The organism is Halobacillus mangrovi, assembly GCF_002097535.1.
Lineage (GTDB): Bacteria > Bacillota > Bacilli > Bacillales > Halobacillaceae > Halobacillus > Halobacillus mangrovi_A.
Genome location: NZ_CP020772.1, coordinates 1583237 through 1602796, shown reverse-complemented (window position 1 = coordinate 1602796; position 19560 = coordinate 1583237). Strand labels below are relative to the sequence as shown.

Below are 19560 nucleotides of genomic sequence, written 5' to 3'. Positions count from 1 at the left end.
AAAACTGAACAACCAACCATGTACGTTTCCGTTTCTATCCTTAGAAAGGAGGTGATCCAGCCGCACCTTCCGATACGGCTACCTTGTTACGACTTCACCCCAATCATTGGCCCCACCTTCGGCGGCTGGCTCCAAATGGTTACCTCACCGACTTCGGGTGTTGCCAACTCTCGTGGTGTGACGGGCGGTGTGTACAAGGCCCGGGAACGTATTCACCGCGGCATGCTGATCCGCGATTACTAGCGATTCCGGCTTCATGCAGGCGAGTTGCAGCCTGCAATCCGAACTGAGAATGGTTTTATGGGATTTGCTACACCTCGCGGCTTCGCTGCCCTTTGTACCATCCATTGTAGCACGTGTGTAGCCCAGGTCATAAGGGGCATGATGATTTGACGTCATCCCCGCCTTCCTCCGGTTTGTCACCGGCAGTCACCTTAGAGTGCCCAACTGAATGCTGGCAACTAAGATTAGGGGTTGCGCTCGTTGCGGGACTTAACCCAACATCTCACGACACGAGCTGACGACAACCATGCACCACCTGTCACTTGGTCCCCGAAGGGAAATCCCTATCTCTAGGGAGGTCCAAGGATGTCAAGACCTGGTAAGGTTCTTCGCGTTGCTTCGAATTAAACCACATGCTCCACCGCTTGTGCGGGCCCCCGTCAATTCCTTTGAGTTTCAGCCTTGCGGCCGTACTCCCCAGGCGGAGTGCTTAATGCGTTAACTTCAGCACTAAGGGGTGGAAGCCCCCTAACACCTAGCACTCATCGTTTACGGCGTGGACTACCAGGGTATCTAATCCTGTTTGCTACCCACGCTTTCGCACCTCAGCGTCAGAGACAGACCAGAGAGTCGCCTTCGCCACTGGTGTTCCTCCACATATCTACGCATTTCACCGCTACACGTGGAATTCCACTCTCCTCTTCTGTCCTCAAGTTCCCCAGTTTCCAATGACCCTCCACGGTTGAGCCGTGGGCTTTCACATCAGACTTAAGAAACCGCCTGCGCGCGCTTTACGCCCAATAATTCCGGACAACGCTTGCCCCCTACGTATTACCGCGGCTGCTGGCACGTAGTTAGCCGGGGCTTCCTCGTTAGGTACCGTCAAGGTACCGCTCTATTCGCACGGTACTTGTTCTTCCCTAACAACAGAACTTTACGATCCGAAGACCTTCATCGTTCACGCGGCGTTGCTCCGTCAGACTTTCGTCCATTGCGGAAGATTCCCTACTGCTGCCTCCCGTAGGAGTCTGGGCCGTGTCTCAGTCCCAGTGTGGCCGATCACCCTCTCAGGTCGGCTACGCATCGTCGCCTTGGTGAGCCGTTACCTCACCAACTAGCTAATGCGCCGCGGGCCCATCTGTAAGTGATAGCTAGAAGCCATCTTTCAACTCTCCTCCATGCGGAAGAAAGTGTTACCCGGCATTAGCCCCGGTTTCCCGGGGTTATTCCGGTCTTACAGGCAGGTTGCCCACGTGTTACTCACCCGTCCGCCGCTCGTTCCACGAGCGTCACCCCCGAAGGGGATCAGCTCGCTTCCCGCGCTCGACTTGCATGTATTAGGCACGCCGCCAGCGTTCGTCCTGAGCCAGGATCAAACTCTCCATAAAAAGTAAAGTTTGACTTGCTCATTTGCACACCGAATGTGCTTGTTGTTTTTCTTCTTTAATAAGAAGAAATAATTGACGTACTGGTTGGTTCGTTCAGTTTTCAAAGATCAATAACTGTCTGTTGCGACAGTAATCAAATTTTAGCATAAAGTGTAATAAGCTGTCAATGCCATTTGATAGATTTTGTTGGATAAAATCTAAAGTGCTTTATGCATTTGTGCTCTCAATTAAGCAACGTTAACTATATTACATGGCTGAGATGAGAAAGTCAATAGATTAATAGAAAAAAATAGACACTAGAATATATTCTTTATTCAGCCAAATACCTTAGGCTTTTAGAAGCTCAAAATAAAGGGAAAACTCTCTTCTTATCTATAAAGTAAGAAGAGAGTCAGGATTGAACATAATAGATAGACCTTCGTCGATGTTTGCGAATGATTTTTGCAGCTAATTTTGCGCCCCTTTTATCATCAGTCACTAACAGCACTTGTTTTTTACAGTCGAAACGATCTTTGAGAGACCGAGATAAATAGCTCAATGGAATATTTTCTGCTCCAGGGTATGGACACTTGGCGGCAGAAATGTAATCCCGTATATCAATCACACAAAATTCATCCATCGAACCGGAAGATTTGTGAAATGGCTTTAAGTTGGCTTTCCTATAAGCGTCATAAGCAAAAAACGGAAGAAAAACGGCAGTTATTATATAAAATAGAAGCATTCCTATTTAACTCCACTTGTTAAAAAACAAGCTCTCCATTCCATTTCAGCATGCCGCCTTCCATGTTCTTCACATCTTGAAACCCTTTTTCCTTCATGAACTCAGCTGCATTCATGCTGCGACGGCCTGAACGGCAGATCATCACGTAAGATTGATCTTTAGGCAGCTGATCTATTTCATTTGGGATTTGGCCTAAAGGAATATGTTTAGCCGTAGGAACCATCCCCTGGGCTACTTCTTCATCTTCTCGTACATCAATAACAGTAAGTTCTTCATTATTTTCAATCATATTTTCAACTTCTTGTGGTGAAACCTCTTGAATCTGACTCATAGGAAAATCCTCCTTTTATATCTTTATGCAAACCAAATGTAATGAATATGTATGGTAAAGTCAAGAATTTAATTTCTTTCCTATATTATAGAAGGAGCCGCTCTAAAGCGACCCCTCATTTTCATTAATTGGCAACAATGTTGACTAACTTGCCAGGAACTGCAATGACTTTTCGTACTGTTTTTCCTTCAAGCCACTCTTGTATCTGCTCGTTCTCTAAGGCTTCTTTCTCTAAGTCTTCCTTAGAAGCCTCTCTGTTGACCATGATCTTCGCACGGACTTTCCCCATCACCTGAACGACGATCTCGATTTCATCTTCTACCAATTTCGATTCATCATAGGTTGGCCATGCCTGATAGCTGATGGTTTCAGAATGACCAAGCTTCTCCCATATTTCTTCAGCCAAGTGGGGAGCAACAGGGGAAAGCAGTTTAACAAAACCTTCTACATATTCTTTAGGAAGTTCGTTAGCTTTATACCCTTCATTAATGAAGACCATCATTTGGGAGATCCCTGTATTGAAACGGAGCTCTTCAAAGTTCTCAGTGACTTTCTTTACTGTTTCATGATAAACCTTATCAAGGGTATCATCTTCACTATCTTCTTTGATCGCGTCAGAAAGGTTTCCGTCTACAACAAACAATCTCCACACACGGTCAAGGAATCGGCGTGCGCCGTCCAATCCATTGGTCGACCATGCAACCGATGCATCTAGAGGACCCATAAACATTTCATAAAGCCTCAATGTATCTGCTCCATGAGAGTAAACAATGTCATCAGGGTTTACAACATTTCCTTTTGATTTACTCATTTTCTCGTTGTTTTCCCCAAGGATCATCCCCTGGTTGAACAGCTTTTGGAAAGGTTCTTTCGTTGGTACTACACCAGCATCATATAGAACTTTGTGCCAAAAACGAGCATATAACAAGTGAAGAACTGCATGTTCTGCTCCACCAATGTACACATCAACAGGCAGCCATTTCTTTAGTTTTTCATAATCAGCGAAAATTTCATCGTTTTTTGCATCGATGTAACGAAGGTAGTACCAGCAGCTTCCTGCCCATTGGGGCATCGTATTCGTTTCTCTTCTCCCTTTCATCCCGGTTTCTGAATCAACGACATTTACCCATTCGTCGATATTCGCAAGTGGAGACTCCCCTGTACCCGATGGTTTGATCTCTGTCGTTTTTGGAAGTTCAATAGGAAGATCCTCTTCGGCTACCGGAGTAACGGAACCATCTTCCCAGTGAATGACAGGGATCGGCTCTCCCCAATAGCGCTGACGACTAAACAGCCAATCCCGCAGGCGGTAGGTCGTTTTCTTTTCACCTTTATTATTTTCTTCAAGCCAGCTGATCGCTTTTTCAATCGCTTCCTCTTTATCAAGGCCATTCAGAAAGTCCGAATTTATGTGCTTTCCATCTCCAGTATAAGCTTCTTCCTCTACATTACCGCCTTCCACAACGGGAATGATCGGAAGTTCGAATTTCTGGGCAAACTCGTAGTCTCTTTCATCGTGCGCAGGAACCGCCATAATCGCTCCACTGCCATAACTCATCAATACATAGTCTGCTACCCAAATTGGAAGCTTCTCACCGTTGATTGGATTTACAGCATAGGCGCCTGTAAACACCCCGGACTTATCTTTAGCAAGATCTGTACGCTCAAGATCGCTCTTATTTTTTGCCTTATCAACGTATGCTTCAACATTCTCTTTTTGAGCGTCAGCCGTAATCTGATCTACAAGGGGGTGTTCAGGAGCAAGCACTGCGTACGTAGCACCAAACAATGTATCTGGTCTTGTGGTAAATACATCGAAGTTCTGGTTCGTTCCAGCAATCGTGAACGTAACTTCCGCTCCTTCTGATTTTCCGATCCAATTACGCTGCATATCCTTGATACTTTCTGGCCAGTCCAGTTCTTCCAGATCATCAAGCAGGCGATCCGCATAGGCGGTGATTTTCAGCATCCACTGTTTCATTGGACGTCTTTCAACCGGATGCCCCCCTCTTTCACTCTTTCCATCAATGACTTCTTCGTTGGCTAGCACAGTACCCAGCGCAGGGCACCAGTTCACAGCTACTTCATCGACGTAGGCGAGTCCTTTTTCATAAAGTTTCAGGAAGATCCATTGCGTCCATTTATAGTAATTCGGATCTGTCGTATTCACTTCCCGATCCCAATCGTAAGAGAAGCCAAGTTCTTGAATCTGGCGTCGGAACGTATTAATGTTCTGTTCCGTGAACTCTTCCGGGTCATTTCCTGTATCAAGAGCATATTGCTCAGCAGGCAAGCCAAAGGCATCCCACCCAATCGGATGAAGCACTTCATACCCTTGCATTCTTTTCATTCGTGATAGGATATCTGTTGCCGTATACCCTTCTGGATGTCCCACGTGCAACCCTGCACCGGATGGATATGGGAACATATCTAGTGCATAGAATTTCTGTTTGTCAGAGTGGCTGTCTGTTTTAAATGTTTTATTGTCCAGCCAATAATTCTGCCATTTCTTTTCGATCGTCTTATGATCAAAAGCCATTTGTTTTCCTCCTCATTCATCTCTATAAAAATATAAAAAGCCCCTCATCCCTATATGGGACGAGAGGCTTGATTCCCGCGGTACCACCCAAATTAACGTTTCGTAAAAACGTTCACTCGAGGTCAATAACGGCGACTGCACCGGCAAAAGCTACCATTTACGTTCACTTTTGCGACATCCAAGGCGAGTTCACAAAGATCAAGAGCAGCTTACACCAACCGCTGCCTCTCTTAAACATGAAACTTTGCTACTACTCCTTTTCCACGTCATTTCGTTTATATTCGTATCTTAATGAAACAGAAGTCCTTTGTCAAGCGGCTCTTGCCCATGTTTACCTAAAGATAAAAAAAGGTAAACAACTAATGTACGACGTATCTTTAAGGAGGCAGCATGAGAAAAATTATTCGTAAAGCTACCGAGTATGCAAAGAGAAACCCACAGCAGACGAAACGGTTCGCTAAGAAAGCTTTAGATACCGCAAAAGGCTATCGAAAGAAAAGTAAATCCAATACTAAACCTAGACCTTAACCTGCATATCTTTCATGCAGGTTTATTATTTGTTTAAGTCAAACAGGCGAACGGTTTTATCCGCCGATCCTATGACAAACCGGGCCCCATTCGGAGCATAATCTGCACTATAATTTCCCTTAGCAGGTAATTCGTTATCAACAACAGATAAATCGGACAAGGATACACGCTTCACTTGATAAGCCATGGTGATCGCCACTTCCAGTCCACTTGGAGCCACAGCTATTCCGTAATATCCCTGATCCCCAACGTTGAATTTCTCCAAAGCCTGATGAGTGACCATGTCCCACAAAATTAACACACCATCATATCCTACTGAAACGGCATGACGATCTTCATCAAAGAACCGGAATCCCATCGTAGCTCCTTCATGACCGTCGACCTGTTCCAGAACCTCACAGCTCGGAAGATCGAAACGTCGAATTGTCTGACCTAATCCTCCAATGATGGCATGGTTATGACACTTCCCTGTTTCAAGCACACCTATATTTTTCTCATCACTTTTCACTTTTTTCACTTGTTCGCCATCTGGCAACTCCCAAAGTGTGATCATATTCGACTTCGTACTTGTAATCAAATACTCCTCGTCTTTTGTTACTCTCAAATGCTGGACTCCTGACTTTAAGTCCTGCCTTTCTTGCACTGGACTGCTGCTTGTTACTTCATGAGTCAATATCTTCCCATCGCCTGAAGCTGAGAGCAGCTTCTTGCCATTTTCAATCCAACTGACTCCGTTCACTGTCTGTTTGTGTCCCTCAAAAACTTGAGTTCTTTGGCCACTATCTGCTTCCCACAAAAAAAGTTCACCATTGAACCCTGCAGAGAGGATGGTTTGGCTATCAGGACTAAACAATACTTTATTAACGTGTGCAGTATGAGCAGTTAATGATCTCATAACTTTTCCCCCTAGGACCAAAATTTAATAACTTAGATTATACCCTGCTCTTCGTGCTACAATAACGCTGAGTTTTAAAAAAATGGGAGGCAGTACCCGCTATGACTTTACAACGCATTTTAGATTATTCTCATACACTAATGGAACAAACATTAAAGAAAGGCGATATTGCCGTAGATGGAACGTGCGGAAATGGTCATGATACCCTCTTCCTCGCTAAGCTTGTAGGAGAAGAAGGACATGTTCACGGATTCGACGTTCAGCAGAAAGCCATTCAAAATACCATTAGACGCTTGGAAGCAAACTCTGTTGAACACCGCGTGTCCCTCTATCATGAATCACACAGTCATATAAAAGAGAGCATTCCAAGCGAGCATCAATCGAACATTCAGGCAGCCATTTTCAATTTAGGCTACCTTCCAGGGAGTGATAAGCAAGTCGTCACAACACCAACCGAAACTATTTCTTCTGTTGAAAATCTCCTGACTATGATGAAAAAGGGCGGCCTGATCGTCCTTGTCGTCTATCATGGTCACTCAGGAGGAGACGTGGAAAGAGAAGCTGTCGTGAAGTTCGTCACTTCACTTGATCAGAAAGCATACAGTGTTCTCCAATATGGATTCATTAATCAAAGGAATAATCCACCGTTTATACTAGCTATCGAAAAACAGTAGCCTGGGACCTACAATGGTCTTCCAGGCTTTAATTTATGGTACATTTTAGTGTTGTAATAAAAAAATGTAGCTTTCTTCCCACTCACTTTAAGCAAATCCTTCACAAAACTCCTTGCATTTTTCAACTTCCCTACTTTTCTGTCGGCAAGGTACATCCCTACAAGCCCTTCATGAATCATTTGATGAAAAGGTGTATTAGGAAGCTTTTGAATTTCTTCATGAGTCTGTTTTACAAAATATTTAAAGCGGTCTTTCATTTCCCCATCATGATTGTAATAGGTGCAGAAATTAAGATCCCCTTCTTCTTCGTCTTCTTGTTGATCGATATAATAATCTAAGAGAATGTGAAGACCTTGCATAAACGGAAAATAACTTCGTTCCACTTGCTCAGCAAGTCGTTCATCCATGGTGCCTCCCAACGTATAGGAGACTAGGCAGAAAATTCCTAATGTTGAGCCTGTACAAGCTGAAAATTCATACCATTCTAAATGAGGCCACTCAGACTGGTAGTTTTCAAACCAGCTTTTCAATCTCGGAATTCTTTCTTCTTCGATGACGTGCTTATGTACCTGAAGGTCATTATAAAGCGCCCCTAATTTGACCGTGTGATGCTGGACTACACTGTAATAAGGTGTCTTTAAGACTTTCTGACAAGTTTGGACGAGCTCTTTTAAATAACCTCCGTCATCATTATCTTCTCTGTGTTGATAGTAATCTTTGACTTCGTTTCCAGGTGTGAGAGCATCCGTCATGGATTGGTGCAGCATACGGAAATCCTCAGGATCCATAGAAGTACTTCGATCACATAGGTTATCAAGATAATCGCTTATCGTCTGGTAAGCAACAATGAAGCGAATCGCTGCTTCCCAGTTGTCTTTGGCCAGCACAGAGTAGATAGCTCCCCCTTCACAATGAAAAGTCTTCCCTTCGATACTCGCCAAAGCCTGAGAGCGAAGCTCCTCATCGGGAATTGCCTGAGCCTTTTCAATCCAGTAATTCAATTCTTTATGTACAGCAGGGAAAATCCTCCGATATACTTTATACATCAGATGCACGGCATTATGTGGAACATGAGCTGTCAAATCGATCCCTCCTATATCAGGATTTATCCAGGTGAAGTTTTATAAAACTTTTTGTATAGTTATAGACTGTATTCCATTCCGGTTCGTTAAAAATCTCATGATAAAGCCCGGGCCACTGTTTATAGCATTTCTCTTTACACGACACTTTATGAAACCATTCTTTCGTCTTTTCAATATCCACCATCAAGTCTTCCTCTGCCTGCATGACGAGAAGAGGCACATCTGGAAATCGGTCAATATCTTGAAACGATTGTTTAATCCCTTTCCTGAACTCTCTATACCAGCGAATCGAGACTTTGGATAAGATCATGGAATCGTGCTTATCTCTGATGATAAGCTCTTGATTTCTCGTAACCATTTCCGGTTTCATAGGGGCTTTCACCCTTAAGGTAGGCCAAACCCTATTAATAATGTGAGAAAAAGCTTCCATCCGCTTCCCTGCTCCATTCAAAATACCGGCTGCAGGGGACGATAGAATGACACCATCAACCAAAGGATGAAAGGTTTGCATGGCACGAATCACTGCTATACCTCCCATACTGTGGCCTAATATGAAGATCGGTCTGGACTCATCTGCTTTAGTAATCCAGTACCCAATCGTTTTTATATACTCATCAAATCTATGGATATGACCTTTTTTCCCTGTCGACTTTCCTTGTCCAGGAAGATCGCCATAAATGACATTGAACCCGTCTTGTTGAAAGTGAGCCGCCAGCTCATCGTAGCGTCCCGCATGTTCAAATGCCCCATGGACAATCACTATTGTAGCCAGATTCTGTTCTGAAACCAATTTTATCATCCGTACACGACTCCTTACGATTTGCTATACTGTTTATACACATATTATAAGGGGGTTCTAAATGATTTGCGAATATAAAGGAGAGCTACCTCAAATTGATCCGAGTGCTTATATTGCAGAAGATGCCGTCATCACGGGGGATGTAAAAATCGGAGAACTTTCCAGCGTGTGGTTCAAAACCGTGATCAGAGGAGACGTTTCACCTGTACATATAGGAAAAGAGGTAAATATACAAGATTTAAGCATGCTTCACCAAAGCCCTAATCAGCCGTTGATCATTGAAGACGGAGTAACTGTCGGTCATCAGGTGACATTACATTCTGCCCACATTAAAAAGAACGCACTAATCGGAATGGGCTCACTTATCCTAGACGGAGCAGAAATTGGTGAGCAAGCTTTTATAGGGGCGGGAAGCTTAGTTCCTCCCGGAAAGGTGATTCCGCCAAATACTCTGGCATTCGGAAGGCCTGCAAAAGTTGTGCGTGAACTGAATGAAGCGGATATTCAGGAACTTGACCGCATTCGTAAAACGTATGTTGAAAAAGGACAATATTATAAAAGTCTGCAAACCTAGTCATTTAAAAAGCCTCTGAAAATGAATTCAGAGGCTTTGTTTTATTTGAAGCGGTTTTTAAGTTCTTCTGCTTTATCAGTCTTCTCCCATGGAAATTCCACATCGGTACGACCGAAGTGACCGTACGCAGCTGTTTGGCGATAAATCGGACGACGAAGGTCCAACATTTTAATAATTCCTGCTGGACGCAGGTCAAACATGTCTCTGACTGCTTCAACAAGTCTTTCTTCGCTAACCTTCCCTGTACCGAACGTATTGATAGAAATGGATACAGGCTGAGCTACACCGATAGCGTACGCCAACTGTACTTCCACAGTATCTGCAAGTTCTGCAGCTACGATGTTCTTCGCTACGTAACGCGCAGCATAAGCAGCGGAGCGGTCCACTTTTGTTGCATCTTTTCCACTGAATGCACCGCCCCCATGTCGAGCATATCCACCGTAGGTATCAACAATGATCTTTCTTCCTGTTAGACCCGCATCCCCTTGTGGACCTCCGATTACGAAACGGCCTGTAGGGTTAATGAAATATTTTGTATGATTATCAATTAAGTAAGAAGGAACAACAGGATCAATAACTTCAGCCTTAATGTCTTTTTTAATTTGATCAAGGGTAATCTCTTCAGCATGCTGAGTTGAAATGACAATCGTATCAACGCGAACCGGTTTATCATTTTCATCGTATTCAATCGTCACTTGAGTTTTCCCGTCTGGACGTAAGTACTCGAGTGTACCGTCATTACGAACATCAGATAAGCGTTTGGAAAGCTTATGCGCAAGAGAGATCGGCAAAGGCATCAATTCTTTCGTTTCATTGTTTGCAAATCCGAACATAAGCCCCTGGTCACCTGCACCAATTGCCTCGATTTCATCCTCGCTCATTTGCCCTTCACGTGATTCATAGGCAACATCTACTCCACCGGCGATGTCTGGGGATTGTTCGTCAATGGCAGTAAGAACTGCACACGTATCAGCATCAAAACCATACTTGGCTCTTGTATAGCCAATATCCTTGATGGTCTGGCGTACTATAGATGGAATATCTACATAGGTATTGGTACTGATTTCTCCAGACACTAGCACAAGTCCTGTAGTGACTGTCGTTTCACACGCAACCCTCGCATTTGGGTCGTTTTTTAAAATTTCGTCTAAGATCGCATCAGAAATCTGGTCACAAATTTTATCCGGGTGGCCCTCGGTAACAGATTCTGATGTGAATAACCGGCGATTGGCAGGCATTCTCTAAAACTCCTCCTTCTGAAAGTTCAATGAATTAGACGGAACTCTTTACCAGTATGTGTAGAAACCGTAGAACAGTTTCCTTATTCATTCATTTCATATCTTGTCCTCCAGTAGTATGCACGAAGGAGGATCAAGTTCACTTATGGATCATTTCCTTATATAAAAGAAAAAACCCTTCCTGACTTAGAGGAAAGGGGCTGCTTCCTTTCGCTCTTATCGTCCAAGGAGTGATAGATCTCCTTGCTTCAGGTTAGCACCATGTCATTTGAATGACGGGTTGCCGGGCTTCAAAGGGCCTGTCCCTCCACCGACTCTGGATAAGAGAGTTTCCGTTCTTGGATATCGTATCGAAAACCATGTTTAATGTCAATTAAATACCTATGCCTTAGGCAAAGAACAAGTACCATTCTTACACTTGCTTTTAAAAAGTTTATAACGGCTTCTAGCCACAAGTGCGTATAGTGGTTTTCCAATCATGCTGCTTCCAGGAATAGAAAAAAGTACTCCTGGAATAAACGTGATCGGACATTTCCTCATAAGATAAGTAATAGCAAAGTACCCTCTCTTCTCACCGCCAGAAGGAAGCAGTACGTGTAACTCCTGTACTATTGCTTTTTTTCTACTTTTAGATAGAGGATTTACCTTCTCATATTGTTGAAGAGAGATCCACTCCATTGTATTAAACCAATCTAGTCTTTGAAACAGACGCTTTGATTGATTACACAAGTAACAAGCCCCATCGTATAGCACAAGTGATTTGCTCATTAAATCACAACCTTTCACCTTTTATTTTACCTAATGAAAGGGTAAAAATAAATTGAAAGCATTTTCACAAACAGTATGGATTATTAATATGAATGTGTTATACTAATGTTCAGATTATTAAGTACTTAGCTTATTGAAATCTTTTAAAAAAGGCGGGTAGACGCATATGAGTGCCATTAATCAAATGTCAGATTTAAACCTCTTATTAGCCCAGGAGCATGTCCACCACCAATTATCGGTACCTCAATTAGTGGAGCACATCTTAGAGCGTCATGAAGGGGCGCTTACGGACAAAGGAGCCATCCAGGCCACGACTGGAGCTTATACAGGACGATCTCCTAAGGATAAATTCATAGTCAAAGATGATGTCTCCGCTAATAAAGTTGACTGGGGCAAAGTAAATCAGCCCATCGACGAAGACACCTTCACCACACTTTACCATAAAGTGCTCGATTACTTGAAAGATCGTGACGCTTTGTTTTCCTTTAAAGGGTTTGCTGGGGCTGATGAAAAGTTCAGGCTTCCAATCAGAGTTATTAACGAATTTGCTTGGCATAACCTGTTTGCCCGACAAATGTTCATCCGTCCTTCCGAAGATGAAGTGGATGGATTAGACCCAGAATTCACTGTCGTATCTGCACCGACGTTTAAAGCAGAACCTGAGGTTGACGGAACAAATTCAGAAGCTTTTATCATGGTTTCGTTTAAACACCGCATTGTTTTAATTGGAGGAACCGAATACGCAGGGGAAATTAAAAAATCAATCTTCTCAGTTATGAACTTTATGCTTCCCCAGAAAAATGTATTGCCTATGCATTGTTCTGCTAATGTTGGAAAAGAGGGTGATGTCGCCTTATTCTTCGGTCTTTCAGGTACAGGTAAAACAACATTGTCGGCTGACCCACACCGGAGACTAATTGGTGATGATGAACACGCCTGGTCTAATTACGGCATCTTCAACATTGAAGGTGGCTGTTATGCGAAATGCATAAATTTATCTGAGGAAAACGAACCACAGATATTTAATGCCATCCATTTTGGTTCAGTTTTAGAAAACGTTGTTCTAAAACCAAATAGTCATGTTCCTGACTTTGAGGATACGAGTTTGACCGAAAATACTAGAGCAGCTTATCCGATAGATCATATAGATAATATCATCCGTCCAAGCATTGCAGGACATCCAAACGCAATCATTTTCCTTACAGCTGATGCAACTGGAGTACTTCCGCCAATCAGTAAATTGTCCAAAGAGCAGGCCATGTATCATTTCCTCAGTGGATATACAAGTAAGCTTGCCGGCACTGAACGAGGGATTACAGAACCTCAAGCTACATTTTCAGCTTGTTTCGGTTCACCGTTCCTGCCGCTTGCTCCTTCTACTTATGCAGAAATGCTTGGTGATAAGATCGATCAGTTTGATGCTGATGTTTATCTAGTTAACACTGGGTGGACCGGTGGCCCTTATGGTGAAGGCTCACGTATGAAGCTTTCTTATACCCGCTCTATGATTCAGGCAGCGCTAGAAGGTGAACTCACCTCCGTAGAGACTTACACAGATCCATTCTTTGGCTTGAGTATTCCAACTCATTGTCCAGGTGTTCCTGATGATGTCCTTATCCCTAAGAGGACTTGGGATGACCCTGAACGTTATGATGAACAGGCTAAAGATTTAGCAAACAAGTTCCATGAAAACTTTAAAACTTTTGTCTATGCCAGTGATAAAATCAAACAGGCTGGACCTGCCTATAACAGGCATTGATTATGTTTCCTCATCTCCTCATATAAAAAAAAGCGCGCGTACGATACTATTTCGTACGCGCGCTTTTGCTTTTTGTTTCCAATTAAGACTCCATTTGTTCTATTCGCTTCATACATTGAGGAAGAACCTCATCCTTCATCATAAAACTGAATCGATCATTTTTCGCTATCTCTTTAGGAAGGTGCTGAAACAAAACAGGACCATGGGTCTCAAAGTAATGTTCTTGCTCAGCCAATTCTGAAATAGTTGCAAAATAAACATTTTTGATCACATTACCGCCCTTGCCCTCTACATAATACTGACCAATATACTGCAAGTCAGAAACTTCAGCGCCTGTCTCTTCCTTCACTTCGCGTACCGCTGCTTTTTCAGCTGTTTCGCCATCCTCTACCTTGCCGCCAGGAAATTCTATACCACGATCTTTATGTCTGGTGAGCAACCATTGGTTGTTATAGCGGCAAATGACCCATACATGTTTTGGGGCTTTCGAAAAAGGATGATCTTCAAAAGATAATTTTACCGGATTATGATAAAAATCATAAAATGTTTTCATGCTAGATCAACTGCCTTTAGTGCTTATATTGGAACTACTTCCCTGACAGGTTTACTTACCTGGTCTTATACCTGTTTAAATCGTACCATAAGCTAAGATAAATACAAACTAGTCCAAGAAGAATTTGAGTATATTTAGCTTTATTATTCCTTTTGCTTACCTTTGGTAAACAAAAGATTATTTACATAAAATTGAAACCATTCCCTATGTAGCTCGTATAAATAATAAACCCGGCTAAGGAGGATCATAAATGAAAAAACTGACCTTTGCGATTAGCATCCTTATGGTGATGTTATTGATCAGTGCATGTTCGAGTACAGAAGGTGAAAAAATTAAAGAAGTTTATACCAAATCAACTGAGGCTTCTAAGAACTTAAAGAACTTCGCTATGAAAATGAAAACAGAGCAAATCATTAATACAGGAGAGAAAAACTCAGAAGAAAAGACAAATTCACCAGTACCTACAGAAATTCCAATCACTTCAACCATCTATTCTGAAATGCAGGTGGAACCGCTGGCTTTCCATCAGACAGTTGAAACAATGGGCCAAACAATTGAACAATACTACTCGGAAGATGGATTATATATGACCATGCCTACTAAAGAAGGCTGGTTCAAAGCTCCAAAAGAGTTAACTGAACAGTTGAATACCCTGACTGCACAAGAACAGACCCCTGTTTCCCAACTAGAAAGCCTTAAAGAATACATCGATGAGTTCAATCTCGAAACAGAAGGTTCCAACTACATTCTTACATTGAGCTCTGAAGGGCAAAACGTTCAAAATTTATTTGAAGAAGCAATAAAAGAAACAATGCCTGAAGGTCAAATCACAGAAGAATTGATGCAAGGGCTGAATGTCAATAAAATGGATTATGAATTCGTCATCGATAAAGAGAGCTATTACCCTCAGACCATGAACATCTCTATGGATTACACACTAGAACAGGGCGGACAGAAGATGGATATACAACAAAAAATGTTCGGTGAGTATAGCAAATTCAATGAGATAGGAGAAATCACTATTCCTCAAGAGGTGAAAGATAAAGCGAAGGAGATTGAGGGGCCAGAGAGCCTGTTTCAATCATAAAATACTGATGAATCAAAGAGCCCATTTCTATGTTAGAAAGGGGCTCTCTGTTTAATCTTCCAATATTCCCATTTCAGTGATATGTTTTTTCGTCATTTCATCACCAAGTTCATAAATCTTCCTGAATGCTACTCTCATCCCATAATCGTAGTCATCATTATCTTCATCCTGATGATAAGGTTTAGCAGGAATATGTGCTCTGTAAAAGGACCTATTGTCTGCATTTTCAATTTCATCAAAAACTTCTCTCAATGCAAGAATTTCATCTTCTGTCGCTTCTACGATAAAATCGTCATTATTCGCATCATGGTTGACTGAAATTTCTCTAGTACCGATATTGATGTAATACTTATTCTTTTCCACTCTTGTCCCTCCTTGCTCTTATTTTGAGCAATTGAGGAAGGCTTATTACATCTTGAACCATTTCTTATCCATACACATGAACCTGATGCACATCTAAAGTTACTTCTTTTAAATAACCCTCGTCTACTTCGACCCCGATTCCGGGCTGATCGGGAACCTTAATCATCCCGTTCACGACTTCTATTTCTGGTTTGATGATATCTTTTTCGAAATACCTTGAAGAACTTGAAAGGTCGCCAGGAATGGTGAAATTCGGAAGTGATGCTAACGCCAAGTTATGAGCTTTTGAAATCCCTGATTCAACCATTCCCCCGCACCAGACAGGGATCCCTTTTTCAAGACAATAATCATGGATTTTTATTGCTTCTGAAAGACCTCCGACACGACTGATTTTAACATTAATAACTTTACAGCTCTCGAGTTCCAGCGCTTGCTTTGCATCATGGAAACTCATGACAGACTCATCCAAGCAAATCGGTGTTTTTAACTGCTTCTGTAGTTTTCGATGCAAATAAAAATCTCCGGCTTGAAAAGGCTGTTCGATCATCATTAATCCATACTGATCCAGTTCTATGAGGTGAGGGATGTCATCCTTTGAATACATGCCATTGGCATCAATCATTATGGGAAGGTCAGCATCAACCTTCTGAACTTTCTTGATCAACTCTTCCTCTTGCCCTAAGTTCACCTTCAATTTGTAGCGTTGGTAACCGCTATCTTTCAACCCTTTCACATCTTCTTCAAGCGAATCAGATAAGCTGAGCACAGCTCCTGCTCTTACGGTTTCGCTTGTTCCTCCGATCAATTCCCGTAGGCTTACGTTCTGCTTTTTACTGAACAGATCCCAAATCGCCCCTTCCAGTCCGGCCTTCGCCATCGGGTGGCCCTTTACGGACTGAAAATTTTTCGAGAGATCACTTGGATGTTCAAGTTCTCCAAATGGGGTTTGAGGAATGATGAAATTAATGAGGATCTCCCATGCTGTACTCGTCGTTTCATACGTGTAGAATGGTTCACTAAAAGCAGTAACCTCACCGTACCCACACCACCCTTCAGCATCATGTGCTTCTACGATAATGAGTGAACGATCAGTTATCGTGCCTTGATGGGTTCGAAAGGGAACAGTGAGAGGCAGCTTAATATGTCTTAGCACTATTTTTTTTATGTCCATGCTCCTAGTTCTCCTTTTCTAAAGCAGAAAACAGCTCTCTTCTTAACAGTTTGTTCGAAGCGTTCCTCGGGAGTTGGGCCAGAATGAAAAAAGCTTTAGGAATTTTGTATTTGGCTAACCTTTCCTCACAAAATTCCGCTACGTCTTCTGAATGAATGGTTACACCTTCTTCAGGGACTAAAAATGCCGCAGGTACCTCACCCCATGTTTCATCGCTTATTCCGGTTACACCCGCTTCTTTCACCCCTGGAAAATCGCTTAAGACACTTTCTAACTCCGCCGGGTAAATATTTTCACCTCCGGAAATAATTACATCCTTCACTCGATCTACAACATAGAGAAACCCTTCATCGTCTTTATACCCTAAATCACCCGTCCGCAGGTATTCTTTATTCAATGGTGTATGGTTATAGTAGCCTTTAGATACCATAGGGCCTTTAACTAAAATCTCTCCAACTTCATTTGGTCCATCAGCTTCAACAATTACCTCAGCAGGCGTTAAAGCTTTTCCTGCTGATCCTAATTTCTTCATAGCAGCACTCGGATTTAATGTCGCGATTTGAGAAGAGGTTTCTGTCATTCCATACGTTTGAAAAACAGGTACACTCTTTAATTCTGCTTTACGCAGTAAAGTCTCAGGGACAGGCCCTCCGCCTAATAACATGCAGCGAAAAGTATTTGGATAGAAGTCATCTTTTAAATCTTCCAGTAGTCGTTGAAGCATCAAAGTAACTACAGAGATGTGTGTAATACGATTGTTCCTGATTTCACGATTAATGACGGGCGCGTCGAATCTTTCGATCAGGCTAACGGTTATTCCGTAGATAACACTTTTCATCAATACCGAAAACCCGCCAACGTGAAACATCGGCAAACACAGCAGCCATTTATCCTCTGGTTGAACACCAAGGTTCAGTGCCGAGGCAACGGCGCTGAACCAGTGATTTCCATACGTGTGCATCACAGCTTTCGGATTGCCTGTCGTCCCTGACGTGTACATCATTGTAAAAACCTGATCAAGATGGATTTCCTTTTTCAAATCCAATGTTTCAGCTTTTCTAATTGGGATATCATCCACTTTAAGCAAACGACCTTCGGGTATAACCTGTGATGCTTGTCTCGCTTGTTCTGCCTTTTCTAAAAGTCCTTCACCGGCAAAAAACCATGATACATCCGCATCTGATAATGGAAACGCGATTTCTGCGGCAGTTAATCGTGTATTTAAAAGGACAGCAGTCGCCCCGATATAACTGAGAGAATGGATAAACACCGGGAATTCGATCTGATTGTGCATAAGTAGAGCGACGTGGTCTCCTTCTTTAACTCCTAATGTAATCAGGTTCTCTGCTAAATTCCTGCTCTCATTACGCAATTTTGAAAAACTCATAGAAAAGCCATCAGGTTGTTCAATAGCAACATGTTCAGGATTCAGTTCATTTTGTTTTTCTAACCAGTGAGGAATTGTCTCATTCAAAGGTGACCCTTCTTTCTTTAAATAGATCTTTAATTAAAAATTGGTTAATAAAAAACAAACTTTATTCTTGCAGATAATCCTTCTAATCCAGAAGGCACAGTTTCGGGGCATTTATGTCAATATTGGTGGATAGGAAAATAACTCGCTTTCCAGGGGCATGTGCTGAGCCTCCTTAGACTCCGTCTTCCGGGGCCTGACCTATCATGCAGGGTCTCGCCGTCTTCCCATCAACCATATGTTTATTAAGAGGCTCGAAGCGATCTCTTATGGAAATAAAGCATTTGAGAACTAGAAATGTTGTTCATTCAACATTGTCACTAATTTCCTTGCTAAGTTATTTTCGAGAACTTCCTATGGCAAGGGGTGTTGGGGAAGGGTGAGACTCCCGCGGGAGAAGGAGCGAGTCGAGACCCCACAGAGAGCAAAAGCGAACGAGGAGGCTTGAAAGTTCCCTGCAGGAAAGCGAATCCTTCCCAAACGCCCCTCTTTCCACACATGAATTTTATATAATGTAGAGAGAATCAAATAAAGGGACACTCCTTCTTAAGGAATGCCCCTTTGCCACTATCATTAAGGAAAACGAGGAAACTTATCAAAGTCTGGTTTTCTCTTCTCCTTAAACGCGTCACGACCTTCTTTTGCTTCCTCAGTCGTGTAGTAAAGCAATGTAGCGTCGCCACCCATTTGCTGCAACCCAGCTAGTCCATCTGTATCGGCATTGAAAGAAGCCTTCAAGAAGCGCAGGGCAGTTGGAGATTTTTCAAGCATTTCTTTACTCCATTGAACCGTCTCTGCTTCTAACTGATCAAGAGGAACAACCGTGTTTACTAATCCCATCTCTTCAGCTTCTTTGGCGCTGTATTGACGGCATAGGTACCAAATCTCGCGAGCTTTTTTATGACCTACGATACGGGCCAGTAATCCAGCTCCGTAGCCTGCATCGAAGCTTCCAACTTTCGGTCCTGTTTGACCAAAGATAGCGTTGTCTGCAGCGATAGTCAGATCACATACAATATGTAGAACATGACCTCCGCCGATCGCATATCCAGAAACCATCGCAACAACTGGTTTTGGAATAACCCGAATCAAGCGTTGCAGATCAAGGACATTTAGACGTGGGATGTGGTCATCTCCAACGTAGCCGCCATGACCTCTTACTTTCTGATCCCCTCCAGCACAGAAGGCATCGTCTCCTACACCAGCTAGAACAATAACTCCGATCTTGGAGTCGTCACGTGCATATGCAAAAGCATCAATTAGCTCATGTACGGTCTGAGGACGGAATGCATTGCGGACCTCAGGCCTGTTAATCGAAATCTTAGCGATTCCTTCGTATGTTTCGTATAAAATATCTTCGTATTCGCGTTCGCGAACCCAATTAAAAGACATAGTAA

The 19560-nt window shown here is 42.7% G+C and carries 18 protein-coding genes, 1 rRNA gene, 1 riboswitch and 1 other annotated feature; of the genes, 5 read left to right on the top strand and 14 right to left on the bottom strand.

Going from position 1 to position 19560, the window contains the following annotated elements:
• Positions 1-44: 44 nt before the first annotated feature.
• From HM131_RS07750 to leuS, 4 genes are all read right to left on the bottom strand, one after another.
• Positions 45-1610 (bottom strand): 16S ribosomal RNA (locus tag HM131_RS07750).
• 391 nt (positions 1611-2001) lie between these two features.
• Complete coding sequence (locus HM131_RS07745; RefSeq protein WP_085029220.1) at positions 2002-2331, bottom strand: rhodanese-like domain-containing protein; 330 nt, start codon at positions 2329-2331, stop codon at positions 2002-2004.
• 19 nt (positions 2332-2350) lie between these two features.
• Positions 2351-2662 (bottom strand): rhodanese-like domain-containing protein, encoded by a 312-nt coding sequence (locus tag HM131_RS07740; RefSeq protein ID WP_085029219.1) that lies wholly within the window; start codon positions 2660-2662, stop codon positions 2351-2353.
• A 124-nt stretch (positions 2663-2786) separates the two neighbouring features.
• A complete protein-coding gene (gene leuS, locus HM131_RS07735) occupies positions 2787-5201 on the bottom strand; it encodes a leucine--tRNA ligase (protein WP_085029218.1) in 2415 nt (804 codons plus the stop codon).
• Between the two features lie 52 nt (positions 5202-5253).
• Positions 5254-5474: a binding site (T-box leader), on the bottom strand.
• Between the two features lie 117 nt (positions 5475-5591).
• Between leuS and HM131_RS20890 the strand changes: the two genes are divergently transcribed.
• On the top strand, positions 5592-5729 hold the full coding sequence (locus HM131_RS20890; protein ID WP_198162738.1) for a hypothetical protein: 138 nt from the start codon (positions 5592-5594) through the stop codon (positions 5727-5729).
• Between the two features lie 25 nt (positions 5730-5754).
• On the opposite strand, the gene HM131_RS07730 is transcribed toward HM131_RS20890, so the two are convergent.
• Entirely contained in the window at positions 5755-6624 is an 870-nt protein-coding gene (locus HM131_RS07730; protein WP_085029217.1) for a WD40 repeat domain-containing protein, read from the bottom strand.
• 101 nt (positions 6625-6725) lie between these two features.
• Between HM131_RS07730 and HM131_RS07725 the strand changes: the two genes are divergently transcribed.
• Positions 6726-7298, top strand: coding sequence for a tRNA 5-(aminomethyl)-2-thiouridylate-methyltransferase MnmM (locus HM131_RS07725; protein WP_085029216.1), 573 nt, complete (start codon positions 6726-6728; stop codon positions 7296-7298).
• An 8-nt stretch (positions 7299-7306) separates the two neighbouring features.
• On the opposite strand, the gene HM131_RS07720 is transcribed toward HM131_RS07725, so the two are convergent.
• Both HM131_RS07720 and HM131_RS07715 read right to left on the bottom strand, forming a co-directional pair.
• Positions 7307-8344, bottom strand: coding sequence for a tetraprenyl-beta-curcumene synthase family protein (locus tag HM131_RS07720; protein WP_085031861.1), 1038 nt, complete (start codon positions 8342-8344; stop codon positions 7307-7309).
• A gap of 52 nt (positions 8345-8396) precedes the next feature.
• Complete coding sequence (locus tag HM131_RS07715; RefSeq protein WP_085029215.1) at positions 8397-9179, bottom strand: alpha/beta hydrolase; 783 nt, start codon at positions 9177-9179, stop codon at positions 8397-8399.
• Positions 9180-9240: 61 nt separating this feature from the next.
• Here HM131_RS07715 and HM131_RS07710 point away from each other — a divergent pair, with 61 nt between their 5' ends.
• Entirely contained in the window at positions 9241-9753 is a 513-nt protein-coding gene (locus HM131_RS07710) for a gamma carbonic anhydrase (protein WP_085029214.1), read from the top strand.
• Between the two features lie 41 nt (positions 9754-9794).
• Here the strand turns inward: HM131_RS07710 and metK are convergent, their stop codons facing one another.
• Entirely contained in the window at positions 9795-10991 is a 1197-nt protein-coding gene (gene metK, locus HM131_RS07705; protein WP_085029213.1) for a methionine adenosyltransferase, read from the bottom strand.
• Between the two features lie 213 nt (positions 10992-11204).
• Positions 11205-11318, bottom strand: a riboswitch (SAM riboswitch).
• A 54-nt stretch (positions 11319-11372) separates the two neighbouring features.
• Complete coding sequence (locus HM131_RS07700) at positions 11373-11759, bottom strand: thiol-disulfide oxidoreductase DCC family protein (protein ID WP_085029212.1); 387 nt, start codon at positions 11757-11759, stop codon at positions 11373-11375.
• Between the two features lie 166 nt (positions 11760-11925).
• Between HM131_RS07700 and pckA the strand changes: the two genes are divergently transcribed.
• On the top strand, positions 11926-13518 hold the full coding sequence (gene pckA / locus HM131_RS07695; protein WP_085029211.1) for a phosphoenolpyruvate carboxykinase (ATP): 1593 nt from the start codon (positions 11926-11928) through the stop codon (positions 13516-13518).
• An 82-nt stretch (positions 13519-13600) separates the two neighbouring features.
• Here pckA and ytkD read toward each other — a convergent pair whose 3' ends face one another.
• Positions 13601-14071: an RNA deprotection pyrophosphohydrolase gene (ytkD, locus tag HM131_RS07690; RefSeq protein ID WP_085029210.1), complete on the bottom strand. Its 471-nt coding sequence runs from the start codon at positions 14069-14071 to the stop codon at positions 13601-13603.
• Between the two features lie 250 nt (positions 14072-14321).
• On the opposite strand from ytkD, the gene HM131_RS07685 reads away from it, so the two are divergent.
• Positions 14322-15158, top strand: a complete 837-nt coding sequence (locus HM131_RS07685; RefSeq protein ID WP_085029209.1) for a DUF6612 family protein — start codon at positions 14322-14324, stop codon at positions 15156-15158.
• A 51-nt stretch (positions 15159-15209) separates the two neighbouring features.
• On the opposite strand, the gene HM131_RS07680 is transcribed toward HM131_RS07685, so the two are convergent.
• The 4 genes from HM131_RS07680 to menB all read right to left on the bottom strand — a co-directional run bounded on the left by HM131_RS07680 (position 15210) and on the right by menB (position 19555).
• A complete protein-coding gene (locus tag HM131_RS07680; RefSeq protein ID WP_085029208.1) occupies positions 15210-15521 on the bottom strand; it encodes a hydrolase in 312 nt (103 codons plus the stop codon).
• A 64-nt stretch (positions 15522-15585) separates the two neighbouring features.
• Positions 15586-16692, bottom strand: a complete 1107-nt coding sequence (menC, locus tag HM131_RS07675; protein WP_085029207.1) for an o-succinylbenzoate synthase — start codon at positions 16690-16692, stop codon at positions 15586-15588.
• Between the two features lie 4 nt (positions 16693-16696).
• Entirely contained in the window at positions 16697-18166 is a 1470-nt protein-coding gene (locus HM131_RS07670; RefSeq protein ID WP_085029206.1) for an o-succinylbenzoate--CoA ligase, read from the bottom strand.
• Positions 18167-18736: 570 nt separating this feature from the next.
• Positions 18737-19555, bottom strand: a complete 819-nt coding sequence (menB, locus tag HM131_RS07665; RefSeq protein WP_085029205.1) for a 1,4-dihydroxy-2-naphthoyl-CoA synthase — start codon at positions 19553-19555, stop codon at positions 18737-18739.
• Between the last annotated feature and the right edge of the window lie 5 nt (positions 19556-19560).